General features: G+C 69.1%; 25 protein-coding genes. 9 read left to right on the top strand and 16 right to left on the bottom strand.

What is annotated here, in order from left to right:
* Window positions 1-12: 12 nt before the first annotated feature.
* The gene (locus tag NS3_RS02015) at window positions 13-1,548 is read left to right on the top strand and encodes a TerD family protein (protein ID WP_245649420.1); all 1,536 of its coding nucleotides are present in this window, start codon (window positions 13-15) and stop codon (window positions 1,546-1,548) included.
* 13 nt (window positions 1,549-1,561) lie between these two features.
* Here the strand turns inward: NS3_RS02015 and NS3_RS02010 are convergent, their stop codons facing one another.
* From NS3_RS02010 to NS3_RS02000, 3 genes are all read right to left on the bottom strand, one after another.
* On the bottom strand, window positions 1,562-3,277 hold the full coding sequence (locus tag NS3_RS02010) for a glycosyltransferase family 87 protein (protein ID WP_067852813.1): 1,716 nt from the start codon (window positions 3,275-3,277) through the stop codon (window positions 1,562-1,564).
* 96 nt (window positions 3,278-3,373) lie between these two features.
* On the bottom strand, window positions 3,374-5,824 hold the full coding sequence (locus NS3_RS02005; RefSeq protein WP_373865271.1) for a transglycosylase domain-containing protein: 2,451 nt from the start codon (window positions 5,822-5,824) through the stop codon (window positions 3,374-3,376).
* Between the two features lie 582 nt (window positions 5,825-6,406).
* Complete coding sequence (locus NS3_RS02000) at window positions 6,407-6,826, bottom strand: DUF5318 domain-containing protein (protein ID WP_169811580.1); 420 nt, start codon at window positions 6,824-6,826, stop codon at window positions 6,407-6,409.
* A 180-nt stretch (window positions 6,827-7,006) separates the two neighbouring features.
* Here NS3_RS02000 and NS3_RS01995 point away from each other — a divergent pair, with 180 nt between their 5' ends.
* Together NS3_RS01995 and NS3_RS01990 are read left to right on the top strand one after the other, a co-directional pair.
* A complete protein-coding gene (locus NS3_RS01995; protein ID WP_067852807.1) occupies window positions 7,007-7,564 on the top strand; it encodes a PadR family transcriptional regulator in 558 nt (185 codons plus the stop codon).
* Complete coding sequence (locus NS3_RS01990) at window positions 7,557-8,654, top strand: inositol-3-phosphate synthase (protein ID WP_067852632.1); 1,098 nt, start codon at window positions 7,557-7,559, stop codon at window positions 8,652-8,654. Before NS3_RS01995 ends, NS3_RS01990 begins: the two co-directional genes overlap by 8 nt.
* Window positions 8,655-8,856: 202 nt before the next feature.
* Here NS3_RS01990 and NS3_RS01985 read toward each other — a convergent pair whose 3' ends face one another.
* From NS3_RS01985 to NS3_RS01960, 6 genes are all read right to left on the bottom strand, one after another.
* Window positions 8,857-9,282: a GyrI-like domain-containing protein gene (locus NS3_RS01985; RefSeq protein WP_067852630.1), complete on the bottom strand. Its 426-nt coding sequence runs from the start codon at window positions 9,280-9,282 to the stop codon at window positions 8,857-8,859.
* Window positions 9,283-9,291: 9 nt separating this feature from the next.
* Window positions 9,292-9,750, bottom strand: coding sequence for a GyrI-like domain-containing protein (locus tag NS3_RS01980; protein ID WP_067852629.1), 459 nt, complete (start codon window positions 9,748-9,750; stop codon window positions 9,292-9,294).
* 203 nt (window positions 9,751-9,953) lie between these two features.
* Complete coding sequence (locus NS3_RS01975) at window positions 9,954-12,317, bottom strand: transglycosylase domain-containing protein (protein ID WP_067852628.1); 2,364 nt, start codon at window positions 12,315-12,317, stop codon at window positions 9,954-9,956.
* A 108-nt stretch (window positions 12,318-12,425) separates the two neighbouring features.
* Complete coding sequence (locus NS3_RS01970; protein ID WP_245649416.1) at window positions 12,426-13,331, bottom strand: carbohydrate ABC transporter permease; 906 nt, start codon at window positions 13,329-13,331, stop codon at window positions 12,426-12,428.
* Window positions 13,331-14,278 (bottom strand): carbohydrate ABC transporter permease, encoded by a 948-nt coding sequence (locus NS3_RS01965; protein ID WP_067852805.1) that lies wholly within the window; start codon window positions 14,276-14,278, stop codon window positions 13,331-13,333. Before NS3_RS01965 ends, NS3_RS01970 begins: the two co-directional genes overlap by 1 nt.
* 125 nt (window positions 14,279-14,403) lie before the next feature.
* Window positions 14,404-15,705: an ABC transporter substrate-binding protein gene (locus NS3_RS01960; protein ID WP_067852627.1), complete on the bottom strand. Its 1,302-nt coding sequence runs from the start codon at window positions 15,703-15,705 to the stop codon at window positions 14,404-14,406.
* A 203-nt stretch (window positions 15,706-15,908) separates the two neighbouring features.
* Here NS3_RS01960 and NS3_RS01955 point away from each other — a divergent pair, with 203 nt between their 5' ends.
* Both NS3_RS01955 and NS3_RS01950 read left to right on the top strand, forming a co-directional pair.
* Window positions 15,909-16,778: a DUF2786 domain-containing protein gene (locus NS3_RS01955; protein WP_245649414.1), complete on the top strand. Its 870-nt coding sequence runs from the start codon at window positions 15,909-15,911 to the stop codon at window positions 16,776-16,778.
* 87 nt (window positions 16,779-16,865) lie between these two features.
* The gene (locus NS3_RS01950) at window positions 16,866-17,378 is read left to right on the top strand and encodes a TIGR04338 family metallohydrolase (protein ID WP_067852625.1); all 513 of its coding nucleotides are present in this window, start codon (window positions 16,866-16,868) and stop codon (window positions 17,376-17,378) included.
* A gap of 78 nt (window positions 17,379-17,456) precedes the next feature.
* Here NS3_RS01950 and NS3_RS01945 read toward each other — a convergent pair whose 3' ends face one another.
* Window positions 17,457-18,428, bottom strand: coding sequence for an o-succinylbenzoate synthase (locus tag NS3_RS01945; protein WP_067852624.1), 972 nt, complete (start codon window positions 18,426-18,428; stop codon window positions 17,457-17,459).
* 116 nt (window positions 18,429-18,544) lie between these two features.
* Here NS3_RS01945 and NS3_RS01940 point away from each other — a divergent pair, with 116 nt between their 5' ends.
* Together NS3_RS01940 and NS3_RS01935 are read left to right on the top strand one after the other, a co-directional pair.
* Window positions 18,545-19,585 (top strand): magnesium and cobalt transport protein CorA, encoded by a 1,041-nt coding sequence (locus NS3_RS01940; RefSeq protein WP_067852799.1) that lies wholly within the window; start codon window positions 18,545-18,547, stop codon window positions 19,583-19,585.
* A gap of 67 nt (window positions 19,586-19,652) precedes the next feature.
* On the top strand, window positions 19,653-20,057 hold the full coding sequence (locus NS3_RS01935; protein WP_157101110.1) for a hypothetical protein: 405 nt from the start codon (window positions 19,653-19,655) through the stop codon (window positions 20,055-20,057).
* A gap of 97 nt (window positions 20,058-20,154) precedes the next feature.
* Here the strand turns inward: NS3_RS01935 and NS3_RS01930 are convergent, their stop codons facing one another.
* A complete protein-coding gene (locus NS3_RS01930; protein ID WP_067852620.1) occupies window positions 20,155-21,324 on the bottom strand; it encodes a thiolase family protein in 1,170 nt (389 codons plus the stop codon).
* A 101-nt stretch (window positions 21,325-21,425) separates the two neighbouring features.
* Here NS3_RS01930 and NS3_RS01925 point away from each other — a divergent pair, with 101 nt between their 5' ends.
* Window positions 21,426-21,935 (top strand): winged helix-turn-helix transcriptional regulator, encoded by a 510-nt coding sequence (locus NS3_RS01925; RefSeq protein ID WP_067852618.1) that lies wholly within the window; start codon window positions 21,426-21,428, stop codon window positions 21,933-21,935.
* Between the two features lie 62 nt (window positions 21,936-21,997).
* On the opposite strand, the gene NS3_RS01920 is transcribed toward NS3_RS01925, so the two are convergent.
* From NS3_RS01920 to NS3_RS01915, 3 genes are all read right to left on the bottom strand, one after another.
* Window positions 21,998-22,621 carry a hypothetical protein gene (locus tag NS3_RS01920; protein WP_157101109.1) on the bottom strand — a complete coding sequence of 208 codons (624 nt, stop codon included), beginning with the start codon at window positions 22,619-22,621 and terminating at the stop codon, window positions 21,998-22,000.
* The gene (locus NS3_RS29880) at window positions 22,618-22,872 is read right to left on the bottom strand and encodes a hypothetical protein (protein WP_084494950.1); all 255 of its coding nucleotides are present in this window, start codon (window positions 22,870-22,872) and stop codon (window positions 22,618-22,620) included. Before NS3_RS29880 ends, NS3_RS01920 begins: the two co-directional genes overlap by 4 nt.
* Window positions 22,873-23,142: 270 nt before the next feature.
* Window positions 23,143-24,213, bottom strand: coding sequence for an ABC transporter ATP-binding protein (locus tag NS3_RS01915; protein WP_067852614.1), 1,071 nt, complete (start codon window positions 24,211-24,213; stop codon window positions 23,143-23,145).
* Between the two features lie 190 nt (window positions 24,214-24,403).
* Here NS3_RS01915 and NS3_RS01910 point away from each other — a divergent pair, with 190 nt between their 5' ends.
* Window positions 24,404-24,847, top strand: coding sequence for a nuclear transport factor 2 family protein (locus tag NS3_RS01910; protein ID WP_067852797.1), 444 nt, complete (start codon window positions 24,404-24,406; stop codon window positions 24,845-24,847).
* 11 nt (window positions 24,848-24,858) lie between these two features.
* On the opposite strand, the gene NS3_RS01905 is transcribed toward NS3_RS01910, so the two are convergent.
* Both NS3_RS01905 and NS3_RS01900 read right to left on the bottom strand, forming a co-directional pair.
* A complete protein-coding gene (locus NS3_RS01905; protein ID WP_067852612.1) occupies window positions 24,859-25,710 on the bottom strand; it encodes an alpha/beta fold hydrolase in 852 nt (283 codons plus the stop codon).
* An 88-nt stretch (window positions 25,711-25,798) separates the two neighbouring features.
* Window positions 25,799-26,251, bottom strand: coding sequence for a hypothetical protein (locus tag NS3_RS01900; protein ID WP_067852795.1), 453 nt, complete (start codon window positions 26,249-26,251; stop codon window positions 25,799-25,801).
* Window positions 26,252-26,274 lie beyond the last annotated feature (23 nt).

Here is a 26,274-nt window from a genome sequence, read left to right as displayed (position 1 = left end):
ATCGGAGGGGGAGTGGTGATCGGACTCCAGGCGGGCCAGAACGTGGCGCTCACCGCGCGGACGGTGGCCTTCCAAGCCCAGGCGGACACCGCGCTGGACGTGTGCGCGCTGGTCGTCGGCGAGGATCTGCGCTGCGCGAGCCACGCGGATTTCGTGTTCTACAACCAGACCGAGACCGCCGGGGTGCGGTTGTCGGGCGCGCGCCTCGAGGTCACTCTCGCCGACCTGCGCGCGGCCGCGGCCGCGGTGCTGCTCGTGGTCAGCGCCGAGGATCCGCGGCGCGCGCTGGGCCGGGTGCGCACGGTGCTGACCGACGGCGTCGCCGCGCTCGTGCAGTTCGAGATCGAACCGGCCGCGGGGGAGAGCGCGCTGATCTGCCTCGAGCTATACCAGCGCGGTACGGACTGGAAGGTGCGCGCGGTCGGTCAGGGGTACGCGGGCGGTCTGCCGGTGCTGCTGCCCGCGCACGGTGTCGAGGTCGACGAACCCGAGCCAGGCCAGGACGCGAGCCCACGGCGCACCCACATTCCCGAGGGCGGCGGCCCCGCGGTGGAGGTCGGCTACGGGCTGGAACGACTGTGGATGATCTTCGAGGACGCGGCCCGCTCGGCGGCCGCGCTCGTCGCCGCCAGGGATTACGCCGCCAAACGCCTCGATGACGAACTGTCGGCGGCGGTCTCGGACCCGGCCACCCGCAACACCCCTGCCGCCGAGCAGGCCAGGCAGGCCGCGCAACGGCGTGCCGAGGAGCTGGCGGGTACCGCCGAGGACAATCACCGCAAGGACAGCGAGCACCTCGTGCGCGAGCTCGCCGAGGCCGAGCTGCGGCTGCCGCCCGCGCTGGCCGCCTGGCACTCACCGGCCTGGCAGGACCCGCCCGCGCCCGCCGACGGCATCCGGATCGGTGAGCTCTACGCCCCCGATCGGGGCACGCTGCGCATCCCGTACTGCGTGCCCGTACCGCTGACCCGGCCGCTGTGGATCGACACCGACGTCCCGGCCGCCGCCGCGCCCGTGGTCGGCGCGCTGCTGGCCCGATTGCTGGCCGTCGAACCGGGCAAGCGCACACGCATCGACGTCATCGACCTCACCGGCGCCTACACCGCGCTGCTGCCCGCGCTCGCCCCCGTGCTGAACGGTCCGCCGATCACCGACCACACCCTGATCTCGGACCGCCTGCGCGCTCTCGCCGAGGCCGCCGAGCTGGCCGAAATGGCGTATCAGGGCGGCGCTTTCACCCCGCCGGCCGAGCATCGAGTGCTGGTGGTCTCGGATTTCCCGCACGGCTACCAGGCGATCGACGCCGCGCGTCTGCTCACGCTCACCGGCTGCGGCGATCTCATCGGGCTGTCGATTCTCATCGTCGGCACCGACGAGATCGCGGTGCCCGACGACACGGTGTCGGCGCTGTCCCAGCACGCCAGGCATCTGCCGACCATCACCGACACCCCGATGTTCGACCCGTGGACCGGCAGCGCCTGGCAGCTGCAACTGGATGTGCTGCCGCGTGATCCGCAGCGGGCGTCGCGTCTGTTGCGCTCGGAGTGATCGAGTCGCGGGCTCAGGTCACCCGCAGGGGAGCCACCCGCGGCCGCAACCACTGCGGTAGCCAGGGCAGCAGCGGATCGGGCGCCCGGTCGAGGATTCCGCCGACCGGATCGTCCTGCCAGTCCCGGCGCACCAGATCCTCCTCGGGGCGGTAGATCTGCCGGATGATCAACGCGCACAGGCCGATCACCGCGAGGTCGCGCACAATCACCGTGCCGGTGAACCACTGCTCGGGCAACCCTTTCGCGCCGGTGCCGAGGTAGTAGAACATGCGCGGCGCCCAGACCAGCGCGTCGATGGTCATCCACGCCAGCAGGATTCGCCGATGCGGGACCGCCAGCACCGCCAGCGGCACCAGCCACAGCGAATACTGTGGGCTCCAGACCTTGTTGGTCAGCAGGAACGCGGCCACCACCAGGAAGCACAGCTGGGTCAGCCGGGGGCGGCGCGGTGCGGTCAGCGCCACATAGGCGATCAGCGCGCAGGCCGCGACGAACAGCAGCAGCGAGACCGCGTTGAGCACCGAGGGCGTCTCACCGTGGGAGAGGTGTCCGTCGAATCCGGCCCAGCCGGTGAAGGAGCTGATCACGTTGTATATGGAGTCCGGGTCGGCGTGCCGGGAGGTGTTGAGGCGGAAGAACTCCCGCCAGCCCTGCGGGTACAGCGCGGCGATGGGCAGGTTCACCAGCAGCCAGGTGACCGCGGCGCCCGCCACCGCCACCGCCGCCGCGCCGAGCGGGCGCAGGCTCCAGAACCGGATCCGGTAGGGGATCTCGCGCAGCCAGTCCAGCACGGTGCCGAGGCCGTCGATATCGCGCAGGCCGGTGGTCCTGCGCAGGCGTGGCAGTCGCTGCATCTGCTCGGCGCGCACGCACAGGATGACGATGGGGCCCAGCAGCAGCAGCGGATACAGTTTCGCGGCCCCGCCGAGGCCGAGCAGCACGCCGGCCAGCAGCGGTCGCTTACGTGCCCAGGCCAGCAGACCGGTCGCGGCGAAAGCCGTTGCCAGGGGGTCGAAATTGGTGAACGCGTGCACGATCACCAGCGGCGAGCAGGCCAGCAGCGCGACATCCCAGATCCGGCGCCGCGCCAGCATCGCCGAGGCCCACACCGTGACCAGCCACGCCATCGCCAGACCGACGGCCACCACATTGAAGTAGATGACCACCTGGAGCGCGCCGGGGAGCGGCAGCTCGTCCCAGGTCTTGGCGATCTGCATCGAGACGTACTGGTAGAGACCGGAGAGCACCGGATACTCCATGTACCTGGTCTCGGTGCCGCCGTCGGGGGTCTGCTCCTCCCAGGACTTCTTGTACGGGAACGCGCCCTCGTCCAGGCGTTCGGCGCCATAGAGCGGGACGGTGTCGGAGTAGCACATGGCGACGTATTGACGGCCGTCGTACCAGTCCAGCGCCAGAGCGCCGTCGGCGGTCTCGGTCTGCTGCAGGCAGCCTGCTTTGCTCGCCCAGCCGAGAGCCAGGAAGACCACCGTGAACAGGAACAGCACCCGCAGCGGCGTCCAGAACCTGACCCGGCCGATCAGCGCGTGATCGCCCACCGGGCCGCCGATGAGCGTGCTCGCCTGCGCGGTCAGCGAATCCGTGCGGCTGGGCCGGTCCCGTTCGTCATCCGAACGCAGGTCCGCGGCCAGGGGCGCGGGCGAGGCGGGCCGCGGCCCGTCCGGCGGTGTCCCGACCGGCCCGGCGCCGCCCCCGCGCTCGTTCACCATGTGCTGATCGGTCACGTCCACCGAGGCTACCGGCCCACCGGCAGTCGTCGTGGATCGACCGCCGGTGCGACCGGCGACCATGTCCCCCGCCCCGGGTCAGCGACCGGACGGGGTGGAGTCGTCGGTGTCGTCGGCGCCGGGCCGGGAATTGCCGCCGGTCGGCGCGACCGGCTGACCGGGCAGCGGGCCGGGATCGTCGTTGCGCGGCGGACTCTGTTGCTGGGTCTGCTGCGGCCGCTGCGGCGCGGGCGCGACGCCGGGCACCGGAATGGTGATGCCGGGCAGGATCTCGACCTGCGACGGTGTGATGACCACCGGCGGCAGCAGCGGCGGCGCCTCGGTGGTGGACGGCGGCGTGTACGGCGCGGTGAAGTCCGGGACACCGGCCTGCCCCTTGATGGGAGCGGGCTTGGGGAAGGACTCCTTCGGGGTACCCTCCAGCGCGCCGTCCATCGTCTCCTTCCAGATGTCGGAGGGGAGGCTGGAGCCGTAGATCATGGCGCCCGAGAAGTTGCGCAGCGGCGAGTTGTCCACCGAGCCGACCCAGACCGCCGTCGACAGCGACGGGGTGTACCCGACCATCCAGGTGTCCTTGTTCTCGCCGGTGTCGCCGAGCTGGGCGGTGCCGGTCTTGGCCGCGGACTCGCGACCGCCCGCCAGGCCGTGATTACGGGACCAGGCGGCGATGGGACGCATGGCGGCGGTGACATTGTCGGCGACAGCGGAGGAGACCACCTGCTCGCCGGGCACATCGCCGCGGTCGAGCAGCACCTGACCGTCGGCGGTCACGACCCGCGAGACGAAGTGCGGGGCGTGGTAGACGCCGGAGGCGGCCAGCGTGGCGTAGGCCGAGGCCATGTCGATCGGGCGGGCCTGGTACTGGCCGAGCACGATGCCGTTGTTCGGGCCCGCGCCGTCCGGCTCGGTCAGGGTCGCGCCGACGCCGGGCAGTTCCTTCGGGATGCCGAGGCGGTGACCCATGTCGGCGATCTTCTCCGGGCCGTTCTGCATGTCCAGCTGCATCCGGTAGAAGCTGGTGTTCAACGAGCGCTTGAGCGCTTCGGCGATGGTGCAGGTTCCGCAGTCCTCGCCTTCCACGTTGGTGATCTTGATGCCGTGCACGGTCAGCGGTGAGCTGTCGTACATCTGGGACAACGGGATGCCGAGTTCCAGGTTCGCGGCCAGGCCGATCGACTTGAACGACGAACCGGTCTGCAACGCCGCGTTGGCGTAGTCGTATCCGTTGCCGTCGGGGCCGCCGTAGTAGGCGCGCACCGCGCCGGTGTGCGGATCGATCGAGACCACCGCCGTCCGCAGCTGTTCGGGCTCGCCCTGCAGGTTGGAGGTCGCGGCCTCGACCGCGGCCTGCTGGGCCTTGGCGTCGATGGTGGTGGTGATCTGCAGGCCCGCGGTGTTGAGCTGCTGTTCGCTGATGCCCGCCTCGGAGAGCTCGCCGAGCACCTTGTTCTTGATCAGGCCCTCGGGACCGGAGTTCAGGCCGGCTTCCTCCTGGGTCGCCGCCAGCGAGACCACGGTCGGGTACTGCTGGCCCGCGCGCTCGGTCGCGTCGAGATTGCCGCTGGAGACCATGCCGTCGAGCACGTAGTTCCAGCGGGTCCGGGCGCCGTCCGGGTTCTGCTCCGGGTCCAGCAGCGAGGGCAGCTGGATGGTGGCCGCGAGCACCGCGCCCTCGGCGACCGTCAATTCCTGTACGGGCTTGCCGAAGTAGGCCTTCGAGGCGGCGTCGATGCCGTACGCGCCGCGGCCGAAGTAGATGGTGTTGAGGTAGGCCGCGAGGATCTCGTCCTTGCTCCACTGCCGCGCCATCTTCGCCGAGATGACCAGCTCGTGCAGCTTTCGGGTGAGCGAGCGTTCGTCACCGACCAGCGCGTTCTTCACGTACTGCTGGGTGATGGTCGAGCCGCCGCCCGCGCTCTCCTTGCCCAGGAGGTTGTCGCGGGCCGCGCGCGCGAAGCCGGAGATGGAGAAGCCGGGGTTGGTGTAGAAGTCCCGGTCCTCGGCCGCGATGACCGCGTTGCGCACGTGCGGCGGAATCTGCTCGATGGTCACGTCGGTGCGGTTGCCCTGCGGCGGAACCACTTTGCTGATGACGGTGGTGCCGTCCTGGGCGAGGATCGTCGCGACCTGGTTGGTCTTGAGATCGCCCGGCTCGGGGACCGAGACGGTGGAGTAGGCGACCAAGAAGATCGCGCTGGGCACCACGATCGCGAGTGCCACCAGCACGTAACAGACGCGCCGGACGGCCTTCCACGGGAACTTCCTGCCCGGTCCGCTCGAGCCGGAGCCGCCCGCGCCGCCGCGGCCACCGCCGCGGGTGGGCGGCGGTCCCGAGGGTGGACCGGACTGCGCGCGGCGCTCGCCGGTGGTGGCCGCGCCGGCGCGGCGCGGGCCGTCGGCTCCCGGGCGAGCGCTGTCGGCTCCCGGGCGATCGATCGCGGGTCGTGGCCCGGTGGCGGTGCGCGCGGTGGCGGGTCGCGGACCGGTGCCGGGGCCCGAGCGATTGCGTTCGGCGACTGCGTCGCTCAGCGAGTTCGGCCGTGCTCCGGGGGTGGCCGTGCCATGCGCTGGGTGGCGCCGGCCGCGCCCGCCGCGGCGGCCGGAACCGGGCGTCCCGCTGGCGGCTGGCCCTGCGGCGGCCTACCCGCCGCCGGGCGGCCACCCGGAGCCGGGCGTCCCGCCGACGGCTGTCCGCCCTCGGCCGGGCGCCCCTGGGCGGGTCTGCCCTGCGGGGGCCTGCCACCCTGCGGCGGCGGTCCGGAACGCATCGGTGGCCTGCCGCCCTGCGGGGCGGTGCCGTTCGGACCGGCGCCGTTCGGACCGGGTCGCTGCCCGCCCGGCATCGGCCCGCCCTGGCCGGGACCGGGGCGCGGCCCGCCCTGCTGGGGCCGCGGCGGGGGCTGACGCCGGGGATACGGGTTCGGATCCGGTTGTGAACTTCGCTGAGCACGGCCACCGTGCGGGTCATCGCCGTAGGGGGAAGTCTCGTAAGGCGAATTCACTGACAAGATCTCCATAACTCGTAGCGGTCAAGCGTGGTCGGTGCCGGGGCGTGATCGACGGGCACTCGCGGGCGCCGAGGACCACCCGCCCGATCGACGACCGAGCGCATCACTCGGCGGCGGTCCGTCGGCCTGCCCGGCCGCCGGAGCGGCGACGGGTGGGCGCGGGGGTGGCGCCGAGCACATAGGACTGCACCAGGTGGTTCCAGCTGCAGCTGCGGCAGACCTCGACGACGTGCACCGAGAACTCCTCGCGGGTCTCGGCCAGCCGGATGAGCTCCTCCGGTGTGCGAGCCGAGCCCGCCACCGGTCCCAAGCCGTCTCCGTAGACCCACGACACCAGTGTCAGCTGCTCTTTGCGGCAGATCGGACACGTGACCTCGCTCCCCCGGCCGTGGAACTTCGCCGCCCGCAGCAGGTATGGGTTGGCGTCGCACACCTCGGCGACGTCGACGCGGCCCGCATAGACGTCGGCCAGCAGCGATCGGCGCCGGAGCGCGTAGTCGACCACCTGCCGCTGGATTCGCACGCCACCAGAGTAGCGGTGCGCGCCGCCGCCCGTGTCGGGCTGTCGCGATTGCCACGGCGGGCGCTGCGGCGACGACGACCGCGAACTGTGCATAGATGTATCGCTCCGATATAGTAGGTAATCGTATCCATCGGTTAGGTCTTATCGGTCAGGTCCGAGACACGTCAGGGGGTGAAGCCCGTGCTCGAATTGGCGATTCTCGGGCTGCTCCTCGAGTCGCCCATGCACGGCTACGAGCTGCGTAAGCGGCTCACCGGTCTGCTCGGAGCGTTCAGGGCCTTCTCCTACGGGTCGCTCTATCCCACCCTGCGCCGCATGCAGGTGGACGGACTGATCGCGGAGGAGATCCCCGACGGCGCCACCACGCGCCGGGCTCGCCGGGTCTACCAACTGACCGACGCGGGACGGGAGCGGTTCAACGAACTGCTCGCCGACACCGGCCCGCAGAACTACACCGACGACGGCTTCGGCGTTCATCTGGCCTTCTTCACCCGCACCCCCGCCGAGGCGAGGATGCGCATCCTGGAGGGCAGGCGGCGTCAGGTCGAAGAGCGCCGAGAGGGGCTCCGGGAGGCGATCAAGAAGGCCAGTGGCTCACTGGATCGCTACACCCGGCAACTCCATCAACTCGGACTCGAATCCAGCGAGCGCGAAGTGCGCTGGCTCAACGAGTTGATTGCGGCGGAGCAATCGACGAACGCGGCACCACAGAAAGAGGGAAACATCGGCCATGACTGACATCACAACGGCTGAGAACGCCACCGAAGTTCGCGTGGCCATCGTGGGCGTGGGCAACTGCGCTTCCTCCTTGGTCCAGGGCGTGCAGTACTACAAGGACGCGGACGAGACCGCGACCGTGCCCGGTCTGATGCACGTCAAATTCGGCCCTTACCACGTGCGCGACGTCAAGTTCGTCGCCGCTTTCGACGTCGACGCCAAGAAGGTCGGCTTCGACCTGGCCGAGGCGATCTTCGCCAGCGAGAACAACACCATCAAGATCTCCGACGTGCCCCCGACCGACGTCGTGGTGCAGCGCGGCCCGACTCTCGACGGCATCGGCAAGTACTACGCCGAGACCATCGAGCTCTCCGAGGCGCCTGCCGTCGACATCGTGCAGGTACTGAAGGACGCGAAGGTCGACGTCCTGGTGTCCTACCTGCCGGTGGGCTCGGAAGAGGCCGACAAGTTCTACGCCCAGTGCGCGATCGACGCGGGCGTGGCGTTCGTCAACGCGTTGCCGGTGTTCATCGCCTCCGACCCGGTATGGGCGCAGAAGTTCACCGACGCGGGCGTCCCGATCGTCGGCGACGACATCAAGAGCCAGGTCGGCGCCACCATCACCCACCGCGTGATGGCCAAGCTGTTCGAGGACCGCGGCGTGCAGCTCGACCGCACCATGCAGCTCAACGTCGGCGGCAACATGGACTTCAAGAACATGCTCGAGCGTGAGCGTCTGGAGTCGAAGAAGATCTCCAAGACCCAGGCCGTCACCAGCAACCTGAAGAAGGAACTGGGCGCCAACGATGTGCACATCGGCCCGTCCGATCACGTGGGCTGGCTCGACGACCGCAAGTGGGCCTACGTCCGCCTCGAGGGCCGCGCCTTCGGCGACGTGCCGCTGAACCTGGAGTACAAGCTCGAGGTGTGGGACTCGCCGAACTCGGCGGGCATCATCATCGACGCGGTGCGCGCGGCCAAGATCGCCAAGGACCGCGGCATCGGCGGACCGGTCATCCCGGCCTCGGCCTACCTGATGAAGTCCCCGCCGAAGCAGCTGGCCGACGACATCGCCCGCGAGCAGCTCGAGGCGTTCATCATCGACGCGTGAGCCGATGAGTTCGGCGGCGTGAGTCGATGAACCCCGTGGCGTGAGCCGATGTACTCGGTGGCGTGAGCTGCTGACCTCGGCGGGCGTGAGCCGAGGGGCGCAGGCGGCGTGAGCCGGACAGCGAAGGAGCCGGAACCCGAATCGGGTTCCGGCTCCTTCGCGATTGTCGTCCGCCCCCGACCGCCGGTCCCGGGCCGCCGCGTCAGTCCAGGGAGACGTACACCTCGACCGAGGTCGGACCGGTGTAGCGCTCGACCTCCGCGCGGTGCGAACGGGTGATCACACCGGTCGCCTCTGCCTTGGCGACCTGGGCCCACGCGGTGCGCAGCAGGTCGTAGGGTTTGTCGGAGACGACGAACCTGGCGTAGCGGCCCTGCGGGATGCGGGTGAGCACATCGCCCGCGTCCAGCTCGTCGAGTCCGGTGATCTCGTAGCCGAGCACGGCGACGGCGTGGTCGTCCTGGCCGACATAGGCGGCCACCCGCGGCACCGCCTTCTCCCGCGCCAGGTAGCGGTCCCAGGTGAAGTTCACCAGATCGAGGTCGCGGGCGGTCACTTCGCGACCGGCCAGCGGGATGGTGAGTCCGGCGACCAGGCTCTCGTCCAGGGTGACGATCTCGAAATCCACAGTGCGTTCCTACCCGTCGTTCGGCTCGTCGGCCAGCGACACGAAGACTTCTACGGTGCGGGCATCGGGGTAGTGCTCCACGTCCCCGGTGTAGGCGCGCACGAACCGGCCCGCCGCTTCGGCGTCCCAGACCGCCCGCCAGACCGACACGATCGTATCGCCGAGGTCGTCGCCGCTGGCGATGAATCGGGCGTAGCGCCCGCCGGGTACTCGGGCCAGCACGTCACCGGGCATCAGGTCGTCGAGGCTGCGGCACTGGTAGCCCACGATGTGGGTCAGATACGAATTGATCTCCGGGGCGTGGTCGACATAGGCGGTGGTCGGGGGGCCGGGTAGTCGCTTGGACAACTTGCTTTTCCAGGCCTGCTCCACCTTCACTCGTCGCGGTCCTTCCACGGCGAGTGCCGGGCTGCGTAGAACTGTGCCCGCCACCAGCGTCTCGGGTCGGTCAACGACATTGAAATCCACCGGCGTAGCCCCTAAATCTCGTGTGTTCTCATCGGCGGCGCTGTTGCGGCGACCGCGCACGGCGGTCGTGGTCGCTCGTCGCGCCCATCCTTGCGTATTCCCACGCGCGACGGGTGCCGACCCCGGCCACCGCCACCGATGCTGCCACGTCCAGCGGATCCGGGTGGGCAGGCGGTGGCCGGGGCCGGCCCGCGTCGCGCCGCTCAGCCCGGGATCGGGACCGTGATCCCGGGGAAGATCTCGATCTGGCGCGGCGGCGGCGGCACGGGCGCGGGAGCGGGTGCGGGTGCGGGGGCGGGGGCCGGTGCGGGCGCGGGGGCTTGCGGCGCCGGTGCGGGCTCGGGTGCGGTCGGGAAGACGATGATCGGGCCCTGCGGTTGCGGCGACTGCGGCGGATTGAGGATGTCGTAGGGATTGCCGTTGTTTTCTCCCCCGTTGGTGTTGCCCCCGCCCTGCGGCGAGATGATCTGCGGATCCCAGGACGACGACTCCGGGCCGGGGAACTGTTCGATGGGCTCGCCCGCGTGCCCGCCGTCCATGGTCGCCTTCCAGATGGCCGCGGGCAGTCCGGAACCGTAGATGCGGGCGCCACCGGCGGTGCGGATCGGCAGCGACTGCTCGGTGCCCACCCACACCGCGGTCGACATCTGCGGCGTGAAGCCGATCATCCACGCGTCCTTGTTCTCCCCGGTGTCGCCGAGCTGGGTGGTGCCGGTCTTGGCGCCCGACGGGCGACCGCCGGCGAGGGAATTGCCGTTGGAGTACGACGCGATCGGCAGCATCGCCTGGATCGTCTTGTTCGCGATGTCGGGCGAAATGCGCTGTTCGGGCTCGGGCAGTTGCTCGCCGATCGGGCCGTCGGGGCCCGCGCGGTCCAGCAGCACCCGCCCGTCGCCGGTCACCACCCGCTGCACGAAGTAGGGCTGGTGGTACATCCCGGACGCCGCGATGGTCGCGTACGCCGAGGCCATGTCGATCGGACGCACCTGGTACTGACCGAGCACGATGCCGTTGTAGGGCGTCTTGCCGAACTCGGTAAGCGTCTCGTGGTCGAGGCCGGGGATCTGCTCGGGGATCCCCGCCTGGTGTGCGGCGTCGGCGATGGACTGCGCACCGTTCATCATCGACATGGTCAGCCGGTAGAAGCTGGTGTTGAGCGAGCGCTTCAAGGCCTCGGCGATCGTGCACCGGCCGCAGGTCTCGTTCTCGACATTGGTGATGGTGGTGCCGTGGTCGGTGATCGGGGAGGAGTCCATCACCCGGGTCAGCGGAATGCTCTGCTGCTGGGCGGCGATGGCGGCGAACACCTTGAACGCCGAGCCGGTCTGCAGCGGCGCCTGGGCGAAGTCGTAGCCGGTGCCGTCCTCGCCGCCGTAGTAGGCGCGCACCGAGCCCCAGCGCGGATCGATCGAGACCACCGCCGCGCGCAGTTCCGGCGGCTGTCCGCTCAGCCGGGAGCGCACCGCTTCCATGGCCGCCTGCTGGGCGCGCACGTCGATGGTGGTGGTGATCCGCAGTGCGCCGGTGTCGATCTCGAGATCGCTGATGCCGTACTCGCGCAGTTCGCGCAGCACCTGGGTGCGGATCAGGCCCTCGGGTCCGCGTGCCGCGCTGTCTTCGGGCAGGTCGGCCAGCGGCGCGATCCGGGGGAAGACGACCACGTCCCGGTCGCCGGGGGACAGCACTCCCATGATCACCATGCCGTCGACCACGTACTGCCAGCGTTCCTTCAGATCGGCGAGATGGGTCTCCGGGTCGAGGATCGAGGGCGTGCGGATCACCGAGGCCAGCACCGCTCCCTCGGCGAGGGTCAGGTCGGCGGGCGGCTTGGCGAAGTAGGCCTGTGCGGCGGCGGCGATGCCGTAGGCGCCGCGGCCGTAGTAGATGGTGTTGAGGTAGGCGGCGAGGATCTCGTCCTTGGTCCACTGCCTGGCCATCTTGGTGGCGATCACCAGTTCGCGCATCTTGCGGCTGATGGTGCGTTCGGAGCCGACGAAGGCGTTCTTCACGTATTGCTGGGTGATGGTGGATCCGCCGCCCGCGTCCTCTTTGCCGAGCAGGTTGTCGCGGGCCGCGCGCAGGAACCCGGAGGTCGAGAAGCCGGGGTTGGAGTAGAAGCCGCGATCCTCGGCCGAGAGCACGGCGTCGCGCACGTGCTGGGGAACTTCGCTGAGCGGGACCGGTGTCCGGTTACCTTCCGGCGGCACGATCGTGGCGATCACCGTGGCGCCGTCCGAGGCGGTGATGGTGGCGATCTGATTGGTCCGTACCGCGGAGGGATCGGGGATCTCCGAGCGCCAGTACACCAGCGCGAACAGCAGGGCGGGCACGCCGACGAAGATCACGAACAGCGCCAGCGCGAGCCGCCGCCAACCGCGCGCCCGCGCGCTACCGGGTCTGTCCTGGGGTTCGGCAGGCTCCTCGGCCTGCTCCTCCGCCGGATCTCGCTCCGGTTCTTGCCACCCCGCGAGCGTGGCGTAGGGTGCCGCGGGTGCCGCGGGTGCCGCGGGCGCCGCGCTTCCGGCCTCGCGCTGCCCCCGCCGCTTGCCGAACGCGCCCACGAGCATCTCCCTTCGGAGCGTCGGTTCCACACGAAACGATCGAGCCACCCTGCACTTTACAGGGTGGCTCGATACGTTCCGGGCTTCGGCAACGCCTCAGCTACCGATACTGGGTCAGCTCTTGACGCCGCCCGCGGTGAGACCGGAGATGATCCGGCGCTGGAAGAGCAGCACCATGATCACCAGCGGAATGGTCACCAGGGTGCCCGCCGCCATGATCGCCGCGTAGGGCTGCACCAGCGGATTGTTGCCGGAGAAACGAGCGATCGCGACGGTCACCGGCTCGGTCTTGCCACCGGAGAGCAACCGGGCGAGCAGGTATTCGTTGACCGCGGCGATGAACGCCAGGATCGCGGTGGTGAACACCGCGGGCGCGGCCAGCGGCAGCATGACCAGCCGGAACGCCTGTGCCTTGGTCGCGCCGTCGATGCGGGCGGCCTCCTCGAGTTCCCACGGCAGCTCGGTGAAGAAGGAGGCCAGGATGTAGACGGTCATCGGCAGTACGAAGGAGATGTTCGGGATGATCATCGCCTGGTACTGGCCGATCCAGCCGAGGCTGGTGAACAGCTGGAACAGCGGGGTCACCAGCACCACGACCGGGAACATCGAGGCGCTCAGGATCAGCCCGGCCACCATGTACTTGCCCTTGAACACCAGCCTGGCCAGCGCGTACGCCGCGAACACGCCGATCACCAGCGCGATGATCGTGGTGATCGAGCCGATGATGACGCTGTTGACCATCGCGCGGCCGAAGTCGTTGCCCCGGCTGGTGTCGAAGACGTCGCGGAAGTTCTCCAACGTCACGTGGGTGGGCCACGGGGTGTTGTCGAAGGTGTACTCCGGGTCGCGGAAGGCGGTGATCGCCATCCAGTAGAACGGGCCGAGACCCCACAACAGCACGATCAGCGCGCCGACGTAGATACGCAGGCCCGCGATCTTCTTGGTCCACGGCACCGGGTTCACGTTCGGCTTCTTCTTCGGTGCGGGCTCGGTGCGCGGGGAAGGGGTTGTCGTGGCCATCAGTGCGCCTCTCGCTGAGCTTCCTGGGTTCGCACCGCGTTGGCGCCCAGGAACTTCACCATCACGAACGCCACGGCGAAGATCAGCAGGAACGTGATCGTCGACAGCGCCGCCGCGCTGTTGGGGCCCTGCCTGACCTGATCGACCACCAGGATCGAGATCGTCCGGGTGTCCGGGTTGTTCAGCGTCAGGATCGCGGGCAGGTCGTACATCCGCAGCGCGTCCATCGTGCGGAACAGGATCGCCACCATCAGCGCGGGCTTGAGCAGCGGCATGGTGATCTGGGTGAACCGCTGCCAGGCCGAGGCGCCGTCGACCCTGGCGGCCTCGTACACGTCGTTCGGGATGACCTGAAGCCCGGCCAGGATGAGCAGCGCCATGAACGGCGTCGTCTTCCACACGTCGGCGACGATCACCGCGAACCGGGCCGCCCACGGGTCCGAGGTCCACAGGATGTGGGTGCCGAGCACCCGGTTGACCACGCCGTCGTACTGGAACATGAACTCCCACAGCCGTGCGGTGACCGCGGTGGGGATGGCCCACGGGATCAGCACCGCCGCGCGCAGCAGCGCCCGGCCGGTGAAGCTCTTGCTCATCACCATCGCCATGATCAGGCCGAGGGTGGCCTCCAGCGTGACGGTGACGACCGCGAAGAACAGCGTGATGCCGATGGCGGTCCAGAACTGCGAGCCGAGGTTGCCGGTCGGGCAGGCGATGGTCTCGCCGGTCGGCAGCGTGCACTGCTGCAACAGCCAGTGCAGGTAGTTGTCGAAGCCGGCGCTGCCGCCCTCGACGAACATCCCGGTGCTCGGGTCGAGCCCGGAATCCTTCTGGAAGGACATGTACAGCGCGCGCACCACCGGGTAACCGATGACCACGGTCAGTGCCAGCAGAACGGGCGTGACCAGCAGCCACGCCCGGCGCGAGGCGCGCAGTTCGGCCCCCAGCCCGCCGAAGAACCCGCGCTTCGGCGCGAGGAATTCGTCCTTCGACAGGGGTGGGGCCGCGTTCGGGGGAACCGACACCGTTATCTCTCTCCTACGGGTTGGTCGGGTCCGGTGCGCGTTACCGCCTACGAACCGGCGGTCTCGATGCCCTTCTGCATGCCGACGATCGCGTCGTCGACGGACTTGGCTCCGGTCAGGGCAGCATAGGCGTTGTCCTGGATGGCCTTGGACACCGCCGGATAGAACGGGGTCACCGGACGCGGCACGGCGCCGGCGATGGATTCCTTGAGCGCGGGCAGGTACGGCATCTTGGCGATCAGGGCGGGCTCGTCGTAGAGCGAGGCACGCACCGAGGGCAGCGCGCCCGAGGCGATGATGTGCTGCGCGTCCTCGCTGATCAGGAAGCGCAGGAAGTCCAGCGCGGTGGCCTTGTTCTTGGAGAACGAGCTGATCGCGGCGTTGTAGCCGCCCAGGGTGGAGGCGCCGACGCCGTTCTCGCCGGGCAGCGGCGCGACTCCGAACTTGTCCTTCACCAGTGAGGACTCCGCGCCCGCGTCACCGAAGGTGGACGGCCAGCCGCGCAGGAACATCAGGTTGCCCTGGGTGAAGGCATTGGCCGACTCCGGCTCCTTGAAGGTGATGGCTTCCTTCGGGATGTCGCCGTTGTTGTAGGCGTCGACCAGAGTGGTCAGGCCGGCGCGGGCCTGCGGGCTGTCCACGGTGGCGGTCTTGCCGTCGGAGCCGACGAAGGTGCCGCCGAAGGCGTTGATGACCTCGGAGGTGTTCACCGTCAGGCCCTCGTAGGGCGCGAACTGACCGGCGTAGCAGCCGATGCCGTTGTCCCGGGCGATCTGGCACTGACCCAGCATCTCGCCCCAGGTCTTCGGCGGTGCGGGGACCAGGTCGGTGCGGTAGAACAGCAGGCCGCCGTTGGTGTTGCGCGGCGCGGCGTAGAGGGTGTTGTTGTAGGTGGCGCTGGCGACCGTCGGCGACAGCAGCGTCGAGGTGTCGAGCGAGAACGAGTCCTTCAGCGGCTGGATCCAGCCCTTGGCGGCGAACTCCGCGGTCCACGGCACGTCCAGGGCGATCACGTCGTAGTCGGACTGCTGGGAGCGCATGTGCTCGACCAGGTCGTCGTACTGCTGGGAGGCGTCGTTGGACTGCTCCTTGAAGGTCACCTGCTCGTCCGGGTGCGAGGCGTTCCAGCGCTCGATGAGCTGCTTCACCACGCCGGTCTCGGTGGTGTCCTTGCCCTCGACGTAGGTGATCGGGCCGCGGCCCTCGAGATTCTCGGTGGTGGGATTGCCGCCGCTGTCGGTCGAGCAGGCGGTGGCGAAGGTGGCCGTCAGCAGCGCGGCCGAGGCGGCCACCATCGCGGCGCGCGGTACGACCGATGAACGTAGGGACGACACCTTTTTCCAAGCCATCGCGGACACTCTCCAAAGATTTACGACGTCTGCGGGTTGCCACGTGAGCGGCAGCACACCGAGGCCGGTGCATCACGCAAGATACATGGTGTCGACCGGCCGCGTCCGATCATGCTCGGGAATCGATCACCCGCGGGTGGGTCGCCCTCCGGGGCCGGGCTGCCGGATCGACGGGCGAGCCGCCGTGGCTAGGCTGGCTCGCGATGAGTGCGCCGAACCAGGTTCCCGAGCGGATGCTGACCCGCATCGGCGGGTTGCTGCGCAAGGCCGAGGCCACCGACAACGAGCACGAAGCAGAGGCGTTCCTGGCCGCCGCGCAGCGGCTGGCGACCCGCTCGTCCATCGACCTCGCGGTGGCTCGCGCGCACGTCGCCGGACGGGAACGCAGGGTGACCCCGGTACAGCGGATCATCCCGATCGGCGAGCCCGGCCGCAAAGGGCTGCGCACCTACGTCCAGTTGTTCGTCGCGATCGCGCACGCCAACGATGTGCGCTGCGATGTCGCCCGCACCTCCACCCAGGTCTACGCCTACGGGTTCGCCGCCGACATCGACCTGTGCGAGGCGCTCTATACGAGCCTGCTGGTGCAGATGGTGCGCGCCGGTGACCACTACATCAAGTCCGGCGCCTACCGGGAGGCGACGGTGGACAAGATCGTCACCGAGCGACGTCACGGCGCCGTCGTTCGTCGCCGGGTCCGTGTCCCCGCCGCCGCGGTGACCGCCCGACTGAACTTCCAGATGGCCTTCGCCGAGCGGATCGGGCGCAGGCTGGCCGAGGTCAAGTCTTGCGTCGAAGCCGAAGCCCTGGAAGCTGATGCCATCGCGGGAGACGCGTCGGCGTCCGTCGGCACGGCGGTCGCGTTACGGAACAAGGAGGTCGAACTCGTCGACTTCTACCGCCGCACGTCCGAAGCGCGCGGCACCTGGCGCGGCCCCGCGGCCTCCACCGGGCACTCGGCCGCCGCCAGGCAGGCAGGTGACCGGGCGGGCCGGGTCGCACGTCTGGGTCTGTCCCCGGAACTGGGCGCCGCCCGGGGCGAATTGGCGCCGGGCGGCGGCGCGGGCGAATGAGGCTCGCGGCCGCAGCGGTGTCCGTGGTGGGAGCGCTTCTGCGTCCGAGGGTGGAATCCGGCGGCGGGAGCGAGGGGGCCCGGCATCGTGCCCGCACGTGACGCTCAGCGCGCGCGGGTCTACGACGCCGAACAGCTGGTGCGGGGCATGTTCGACCGAGCGGGCGAAGCCGGTCACCGCACCGTCGAATTCCACGGCTCCCTGCTGACCCTGCCCGTCGAGCGCCGCTTCGCCTCGGTCGAATCGGTGCAGACCTACGCCGATCGCGTGCTGGCGCTGAACTGGGTTCGCGCACAGTGGGATCGCGCGTCCGCGCCCATCCGGGTGCGTTCCCGGGCGGGCAGCGCCGCCGCCCACTACGACCCGGCGGGCGCGGTGCTCGCCGTCCCCCTGCACACCGGCGGCACGGGCTGGGCGCTGCGCGAGCTCGTCGTCCTGCACGAACTGGCCCACCACCTCGCCCCCGAAGCGGATGCGGCGGCCCCGCACGGTCCCGAATTCTGTTCCCGCTACCTGGAATTGGTCGACGGCGTCATCGGCCCCGAAGCCGCTCTCCTGTTGCGCGCGACGATGCTGGGCTGTGGGGTGCGGATCGGTTAGAGCGTGATTCGCGCGGAGCGGCCGAGGGCTGATCCCGGTCGCCGTGTGCGCCCCTCTCCCGGCTGCGGTCGGGGCCTGTCAGTTCGTGTCGACCAGTGCCCGGACCCGGCGATACCTGTCCTGCCACCACGCGACCCGCGCGGGGTCGCGATGGCGATACCGCTCCAGCAGGGCCGGATCCGGATCGCGCGGGCGCAGCGGCACCGGCAGGTACCCGTCGACCGGGAACAGCGGCTCGGTCACCAGATCGCCCTCGAACAGCGAGGCCGTCCCCAGCCCGCACGCGAAGTCCAGCTCCGGCAGCGCACCGGCGAGCGCGAGCTGCGCCCCCAACCCGATACTCGTCTCCAGCGCCGATGACACCACCACCGGCAGCCCGGCCGCCTCGGCCACTCGCAGCGCCCGCCGCACCCCGCCCAGCGGCGTGCACTTGATCACCGCGATGTCGGCCGCCTCGGCGACCGCCACCCGCATCGGATCCTCCGCCCGCCGGATCGATTCGTCGGCGGCGATCGGCACGTCGACCTTCCTGCGTACCGCCGCCAGCTCCGCCACCGTCCGGCACGGCTGCTCGACGTACTGCAATCCACCTGCGGCCTTGTCGATCTCGGTGATGTGCGCGACGGCGGTGTCCACATCCCACACCGCGTTCGCGTCGACCCGCACCGAGCCGTCGGCCCCGAGCGCGTCCCGCACCGCCGCCACCCGCTCCAGATCCTCCGGCAACGACCCCGGGTGATCGGCCACCTTCACCTTCGCCGTCCGGCAGCGGGAGTCGAGCACCATCCGATGCGCCCGCTCCGCCTCGACGGCGGGCACGATGCAGTTCACCGGGATCCACTCCCGCACCGGTTCCGGCCAGCCCTGCTCGGCCTGCTCCAGCGCCGTGGCCAGCCATCCGGCGGCCTCCCTGTCGTCGTACTCGGGGAAGGCGCAGAAGTCCCCCCATCCCCGCGCGCCGGGAATCACCATCCCTTCCCGCACGGTGATGCCGCGAAATCGGGTGCGCATCGGGATCGCGTAGACGACGGGCTCGGCGGGCAGGGTCATCCCGCCACGATAGGTCGCACCGAGACCGACCGGCCACAGCCGTCCCGATTCGTCCTCGGCGAGGCGCGGGACGGTGCGGCTAGGCTGCGGCCGTGGCGAATCAGGACGGTCGGGACGTGGCGGCACCGCAGCGCGGGAGGCCGCTGCGGATCCCCATTCCCATCGCGCGGTCGATCGTGGACTGCGCGGTCTACCGCGACGGCAGGCGGGTGCCGGGGCGCTTCAGCCACAGCGAGGCGTTGAAAGCGGTGCGCGGGCCCGAGGGCGGGTTCGTCTGGATCGGGATGCACGAACCCGACGAGCGTCATCTCGGGGATATCGCCGCGGAGTTCGGCCTGCACTCGCTGGCGGTGGAGGACGCACTGGTCGCGCGCCAGCGCCCGAAGCTGGAGCGCTACGACGACGTGATGGTCGTGGTGCTGCGCACGGTCGCCTATGTGGAGCACGACATGAACAGTGTCAGCGAGATCGTGAAGACCGGCGAGGTCCTGGTATTCGTCGGACCGGATTTCGTGGTCGCGGTCCGCCACGGTTCGCACTCCCAGCTCAAGACGGTGCGCGCGAACCTGGAGGCCGATCCCGAACGGCTGGCGCTCGGCCCCGGCGCGGTGCTGCACGCCATCGCCGATCACATCGTGGACACCTATCTCGAGGTCACCGCGGAGGTGGAGGACGACGTCGAGGAGATGGAGGAAGAGGTCTTCACCCCGGGCGCCCGGATGCACGTCGAACCCATCTATCAGCTCAAACGCGAGATCGTCGAACTGCGCCGCGCGGTGTTGCCGCTGGCTGCCCCGCTGCAGGCGCTGACCAGGCCGGATTCCGGGCTGCCGAAGGAGATCCGGCACTATCTGCGCGATGTCGCCGACCACCACACCGTCGCGGCCGAGCACATCACCGATGTCGACGACGCGCTGTCGGCACTGGTCAACGCCTCGCTGACCAAGATCACCGTGCAGCAGAACACCGATATGCGCAAGATCAGCGCGCTGGTCGCGATCGCCGCGGTGCCGACCATGATCGCCGGCGTCTACGGCATGAACTTTCAGCACATGCCGGAGCTGACCCACGAGTGGGGTTACCCGATGGTGCTGCTGGCGATGTTCGCGATCTGCGGCGGTCTGTTCGTCGCCTTCCGCCGCAACGGCTGGCTCTGACTCCCTGAGCCTTCAGCCCGTGGGACTCCGCAACCGCGCGACAGCGGCGCGGCCTGAGCCTCCGCACGTGGCCGAGGGGATCAGGTACAGCCTGCCGACCCCCGTAAAGCCGGGGCTGTCGCGGACCGGCATCGTCGGCCGACACTCTCGTGAAGCTGTCGTCGTTTCCATAGATGGAGTTCACATGCGTATGCAACGAGCAGTCGCGATCGCCGTCGTATCTGCCGCGCTCACGACATCGGCGGTGTTCGCGACCGCGCCCGCCGCAGTCGCGACCCCCGTCGTATCTGCCGCGATCACGACATCGGCGGTGTTCGCGACCGCACCCGCCGCAGTCGCGACCCCCGTCGCAGCTGCCCCGGTGGCCGACAGCGGTTCGTCCACCGGTTCGGTGTACCTGAACGACGCGATCCAGTTTCTGGTCTGCCTGTTGAAGGGCGAGTTCGTCGGATCGAAGTACCCGCTCTGTTGAGCAGTCCCCGCACGAACGCGACGCGGGCCGTACCTTTCGCGAAAGGTACGGCCCGCGTCGTCGTCCCGGAGGCAATCGGTTCGGGTGAGCAAGCTCGTCAGATCCGTTCGAACACCGTCGCGTTCGCCAATCCGCCCGCCTCGCACATCGTCTGCAGTCCGTACCGCGCGCCGCGCTCGCGCATCGCGTGCACCAGCGTCGTCGCCAACCGCGCACCCGAGGCGCCCAGCGGGTGACCGAGCGCGATGGCTCCGCCGTTGACATTGACCTTGCCGAGATCCGCGCCGGTGTCCGCGGCCCAGGCCAGCACCACCGGGGAGAACGCCTCGTTGATCTCGATCAGATCGATGTCGGAGAGCTGGAGGCCGGCGCGCTGCAACACCTTTCGGGTGGCGGGGATGACGGCGGTCAGCATCAGCAGCGGGTCGTCCCCCGCGACGGCGAAGCTGTGCACCCGGGCCAACGGTGTCAGGCCCAGTTGCGCGGCTCGCTCACTGGTCATGATCAGCACCGCGGCGCTGCCGTCGCTGACCTGGCTGGCCGAGGCGGCGGTGATGCGCCAGTCGATCTCGGGGAAGCGGGCCGCCATCGCCGGATCGTAGTAGGCGGGACGCAACGCCCCCAGCGTCTCCAGTGTGCTGCCGACGCGGATGCCCTCGTCGGTGGTCAGGCCGGCGATCGGGGTCAGCTCGGCGGTGAACAGCCCGTTCTTCGTCGCCTGAGCGGCCTTGTCGTGGCTGGCGAGGGCGAATTCGTCGAGCCGGGTGCGGCTGAGCCCCCAGCGGGCCGCGATGAGTTCGGCGCTGATGCCCTGCGGGACCAGACCGTCGGGGTAGCGCTCGGCGAACCCGACGCCGGAGATGTCGCCCACACCGGCGACGTTCGCGCCCATGGGAATCCGGCCCATCGACTCCACCCCCGCCGCGACCACGATGTCGTAGGCGCCGGCGATCACGCCCTGTGCGGCGAAGTGGATCGCCTGCTGGCTGCTGCCGCACTGCCTGTCGACGGTGGTGGCGGGCACCGATTCGGGATATCCGGCCGCGAGCGCGGCCCGCCGGGTCATGTTGGCGCCCTGCTCGCCGACCTGCCCGACCACGCCGCCGATCACATCGTCGATCAGCGCGGGGTCGATGCCGCCGCGTGCCACGACCTCGCGCAGGCTGTGCGCCAGCAGGTCGACGGCGTGCACATCGTGCAGTGCCCCGTTCGGCTTGCCCTTGCCGATCGGCGTGCGGACGGCTTCGACGATGACCGCGTCTCTCATGGGGTTCTCCTCTGAACCGCGAGCCGGACCCTTCGATCTGACTCTACTTTTCTATAGTCAGACTAACGTCTGGATATGGTCGACTCAAGTCAGAGATTTGTATGATGTGCCTCATGGCAGCGGTGATGGAAGGCCCACTGGCGGATCTGAGCGCGTGGAAGACCGACGAATGCTCGATCGCCAAGGCGATGGACCTGGTCGGCACCCGCTCGGCCATCCTCATCCTGCGCGAGGCCTACTACGGCACCCGCCGGTTCGACGGCTTCGCCGCCCGCGTCGGCATCACGCCCGCCGCGGCCGCCGCGCAACTACGCAAGCTGACCGAGGCGGGCCTGCTGGAGAAGCGCCCGTATCGCGAGGAGGGCAAACGGACCAGGCACGAATACGTGCTCACCCCGATGGGTCGCGACCTGCTCCCCGCGGTACTGGCCCTCATGCAGTGGGGCGATGCCTACCTGCAGCCCGGCCCGCCGCCGCTGCAACTCGTCGAAGCGGCGACCGGCGCGCCGGTCCGCGTGGAGGTACGCAGCGCGACCGGCAAGAAGATCGAACTGGACGAGCTCGGCGTCCGAGTGAACGAGGACTACCTGCGCACGCGCCGTCGCCGCTGAACGCACAACCGCCACACCGGGTGGGGCGGCCCGCTGTGGGATGAGGGTGTCGGTGTCGTCGACTACGACTTCCGTGCCCGTCTCGCCGCTGCTCCCGTCGAGTTGGGCTCCCGAGGCGGTGACGTGGTCTCGGTGACGAATCGTCTCGGGGGTGTGGACCTCACGGCGGAGGTTCGGAGTTCGGACACGCGCGGAATCTCTTCGTCGCGTGTGTCCGAGGCTCGACGTCCCGGTCGCCGATCCCATCTGGTGGCGAATGCCTCGATCGCGCGGGCATCCCAGACCGGACCGGTTCGCAAGCGGTACAGCGGCTCGGGAAATCCTGCGGTGCTCTGCAGTTGATGCACCCGTTGCCGGGAAATGCCCAGATGGTCTGCAACCTCCGCCGCGGAGACCAACTGAGGGAGATTCGGCTGGTCCGCCTGGTCGAGATGCGTCTGCTCGTCGACGGCCTCCACCGCCATCGGACTCCGGCGGGTGACCGGCTCCGCGACCGAAGCGGCCACCCCGACCGCCTCGACGGCGCCATCCGCCTCGACGTAGACCGTCAAGGTTGCGGCGATATCGGGAATCCGCCCGGCCGACGCGTCGACCTCGGCGAGCGCATCCTCCCAGGCGCCGAGCGTGGTGCCGTCGATATCCGTGAGGTCATAGCGCAAGGTCACAACCCAGATCAATGAACTCACGCTCCTTCCATGGATGTGCGGCGCATTGCGCGCTGCTCCTTCTTGCTGGGTGGCGGAATCCGTAGTCCAGCGTTCTTCAGTGCCACTTTCAGATCTGCCATCCGCCGCCGGGGATTGCTCGGCGTGGCCGGATAGCGGGCGACGTACTCCCCGCTCGGATCGAAAAACTGGGTGTATCCACTAGCAGTGTCTTCCACCTTCCACCCCTGAGAGCGAGCCCAGGTTGCAAGGTCCCTGATGTCACTGTTCATGAAGTGCTCTGAGTCCCCTCCAGATTGGCCTGAATATTGCGATACGTCAAGCTTTGGAGACTCTACAACGTCAAGGGTTGTCGTTGGGCCGTGTCGCGAGAAGGGGTGCGAGCTGAAAGTGGAGCGGGGCGCACCCGGGTGGGGGTGCGGCCCGCTGTGGGTGCAGGTGCCTGTGTCGGTTACAACATCGCCCCGCTCCGGTGCGAATCGAAAGCAACGGGCCGCACCCCGATGAGTCGGTGATGCGGCCCGTTCGTTCGGGATAGACCGTCAGTTCAGACGACGGCCGTCTTCCGGCGAGAAGAAGTAGGTGCGCTCCGGCGCGGTCGACAGGAACAGGCGATCACCCTTGGCGGGCGGGTTGCGCCAGTCCGCGCGCGCGACGATCGTCACGCCCGGCCCCTCGCCGAGCGTGCGGCCGTAGACGTAGGCGTCGGAACCGAGTTCTTCGACCACGTCGACTTCCATTTCGATGCCGGCCCGGCCGAGCTCGAAATGCTCGGGGCGGATGCCGACGATCAGGTTCGGCCCCGCCACGTCGGTCACCGAACGCGGCACCGGCAGCCGGAAGCCGCCGAGGGCCACCGCGCCGTACTCGATCGGCAGCGTGAACATGTTCATCGCGGGCGAGCCCATGAACCCGGCCACGAAGGCGTTCGCGGGATCGCGGTAGAGGTCGCGCGGGCTGGCGCACTGCTGCAACAGCCCGTCTTTGAGCACCGCGACCCGGTCGCCCATCGTCATCGCCTCGACCTGGTCGTGGGTGACGTAGACGGTGGTGGTCGACAGCCTGCGCTGCAGTTGCGCGATCTGGGTGCGGGTCTGCACGCGCAGCTTCGCGTCCAGGTTCGACAGCGGCTCGTCCATCAGGAACACCTGCGGCTGGCGCACGATCGCCCGCCCCATCGCCACGCGCTGGCGCTGACCGCCCGAGAGCGCCTTGGGCTTGCGATCCAGATACGGTTCCAGATCCAGCAGCTTGGCCGCCTCGCGCACCCGCTGCTCCCGCTCGGCCTTGGCGACCTTGGCCAGCTTGAGCGCGAAGCCCATGTTCTCGGCCACCGTCATGTGCGGGTAGAGCGCGTAGTTCTGGAACACCATCGCGATATCGCGTTCCTTCGGCTCGACGTGCGTCACGTCCTTGTCGCCGATCAGGATGCGCCCCCCGTTCACCTCCTCCAGTCCGGCCAGCATCCGCAACGAGGTGGATTTTCCGCATCCGGACGGACCGACCAGCACCAGGAACTCGCCGTCGGCGATCTCCAGTTCCAGTTCGTCGACAGCGGGCTTGCTCGCCCCCGGATAGAGCCGGGTAGCGCGCTCGAAGGTAACCGTAGCCACGGCGAATCATTCCCTTCACCGGCAGGAACGTGCCGGACGATCCGAGTTACAGGGGTCGGGGGGACTCTAGACGACGCCACCGGGTTCGCGTCGGGCGAGCGGACCGGCCCGGGCCACCAGGGGGCAGGGGCCGATCGTGCCGTCCGATTACCGCCGGACAGCCGTGGACCGCAGCTCGATACTGATCGACATGACCGAATCCTGCGAGCCCCGACCCAGAGTTGTCCTGGAACGCATGTACCAGGCCGAGGCCGAGTACCTCGCTGCCGGCGGCCCCGGCGCGGCGTCGTTCACCACGCTCGCACCGTTCTTCGACCCCGATGTGCGGTTGTGGCAGGCCGACGCGCTCCCCTACGGGGGACTCTGGCGCGGCCACGACGGAATCGAGCAGTTCTTCCTCGCCATGAGCGCGACGTGGGATCGCTTCGAGATGGCCGAACAGACGTTCCTGTCCGAGGTCGACCCGCTGGTCGTCCTGACGCACGTGAACGCGCGCTCCCGCGTCACCGGTCGCGAGCTGAGTTTCCCCATTCTGCAGACGATCACTGTGACCGAGGGGCTGATCACCGAGGTGCGGCCCTTCTACTGGGACACGGCGGCTGTCGCCGATGCCTGTTCTGCCGCTGATCGTTGACTCGGCCGGGTTCACCGGAGCAAGAACTCGAGGGTCACTCGTTCGAATGCCTGCTTCGCTTCGATCATCACCCAGTGTCCGCACTTGGGGAAGATGTGCAGTTCGGCGTCGGGGATCATCCGCATCGGGATCATCGCCATGTCGGGCGGGCACTGCCGGTCATCGCGGCCCCACGTCAGCAAGGTCGGGCAGGCCACCTTGCCGATCATCGACCAGTAGGGCGGAACACCGGAATCGGCCATCGCCTGCTGCTGCGCCTCGAACGCCTTCGAGCCGTACATCGCGGCCAGCGTCTTATGGGATTCCGGATCGGCGGCGCCGGCCCAGCGTTCCTCGATCCGCTCCTCGGTGATCAGCGCGCGGTCGTAGACCATGGCCTCGAGCCAGCGCACCAGCTTGTCGCGGCTGGGCGCGTCGGCGAAGTCTTGCAACAGGCGTGTGCCCTCACTCGGGTGCTGGCTGAAGATGTTGGGACCCACGCCGCCGATCGTGACGAGCTTGCGTACGCGCTCGGGATTTCTCATGGCCACATTGACTCCCACGACCCCGCCCATCGAATTGCCGATCATCGCGGCCGATTCGATACCCAGCGCGTTCATGAAGCGGATCACCGACGATCCCGCCGTCAGCACGGGATGCCCGTCGATGGGATCGCTCACGCCGAACCCGGGGAACTCGAGGATGTAGCAGTGGAAGTGCTCGGCGAAGACATCCAGGTTTCCTCGATAGTTCCGCCACCCGCTGACTCCGATCCCGGAGCCGTGCAACAGCAACAGCGGGGGCCCCTCTCCCGCCTCGTGATAGCGCAGCACCCCCTTGTCGGTGGCGATTTCCCTCTTGGTTCCCTCGTAGGTCACGTCCATGACGCCACACTAGAACACGTTTCAATTCTTGGGTCGTCGGCTGAAGCGTCGTACGAGAGGGGACCTGGTATCTCGCGACACCGCTGGATCATCGCGCCCATTGCCGCAAGATGGTCCAGCGGGCCACGGCGAAGCCGAGCAGGCCGCAGTAGACGGCTTTGAAGACGAGCATCTGCGTCAGGCCCACACAGGTGAGGCCCAGGAGGCCGAGCAGCAACGCCGCGACGACGATCCCCGCGGCCGCGCCGACCCCGAGCAGCAATCCGAGGCGCCAGGAACAACCGGGCAACCGGGTGAACCAGCCCGGGCGCACCTGCCGGGCGGCGGGCCTGCGCCACGCACCGTATCCGGTGATGATCGCCACCAGCACCGACAGCACGATCGACGTCACGACGAGGTTCACCACCGCTCCCTCGCTGCCCCACAGCGGCTGGCAACCCTTCCCTCGACGCGACGACCATTCGATCAGCGGGTTGATCACCGCGTTGACCAGCCCGGTGACAACGGCCTGGCCGCGCACATACCTCGCATCTGTGGTCATTCGCGTGATTCTCCTCGCGTAGT

Origin of the sequence: Nocardia shimofusensis NBRC 100134 (genome assembly GCF_001613125.1) — a bacterium.
In the GTDB taxonomy this organism is placed as follows: Bacteria; Actinomycetota; Actinomycetes; order Mycobacteriales; family Mycobacteriaceae; genus Nocardia; species Nocardia shimofusensis.
This window is presented reverse-complemented; position numbering and strand designations above follow the sequence as displayed.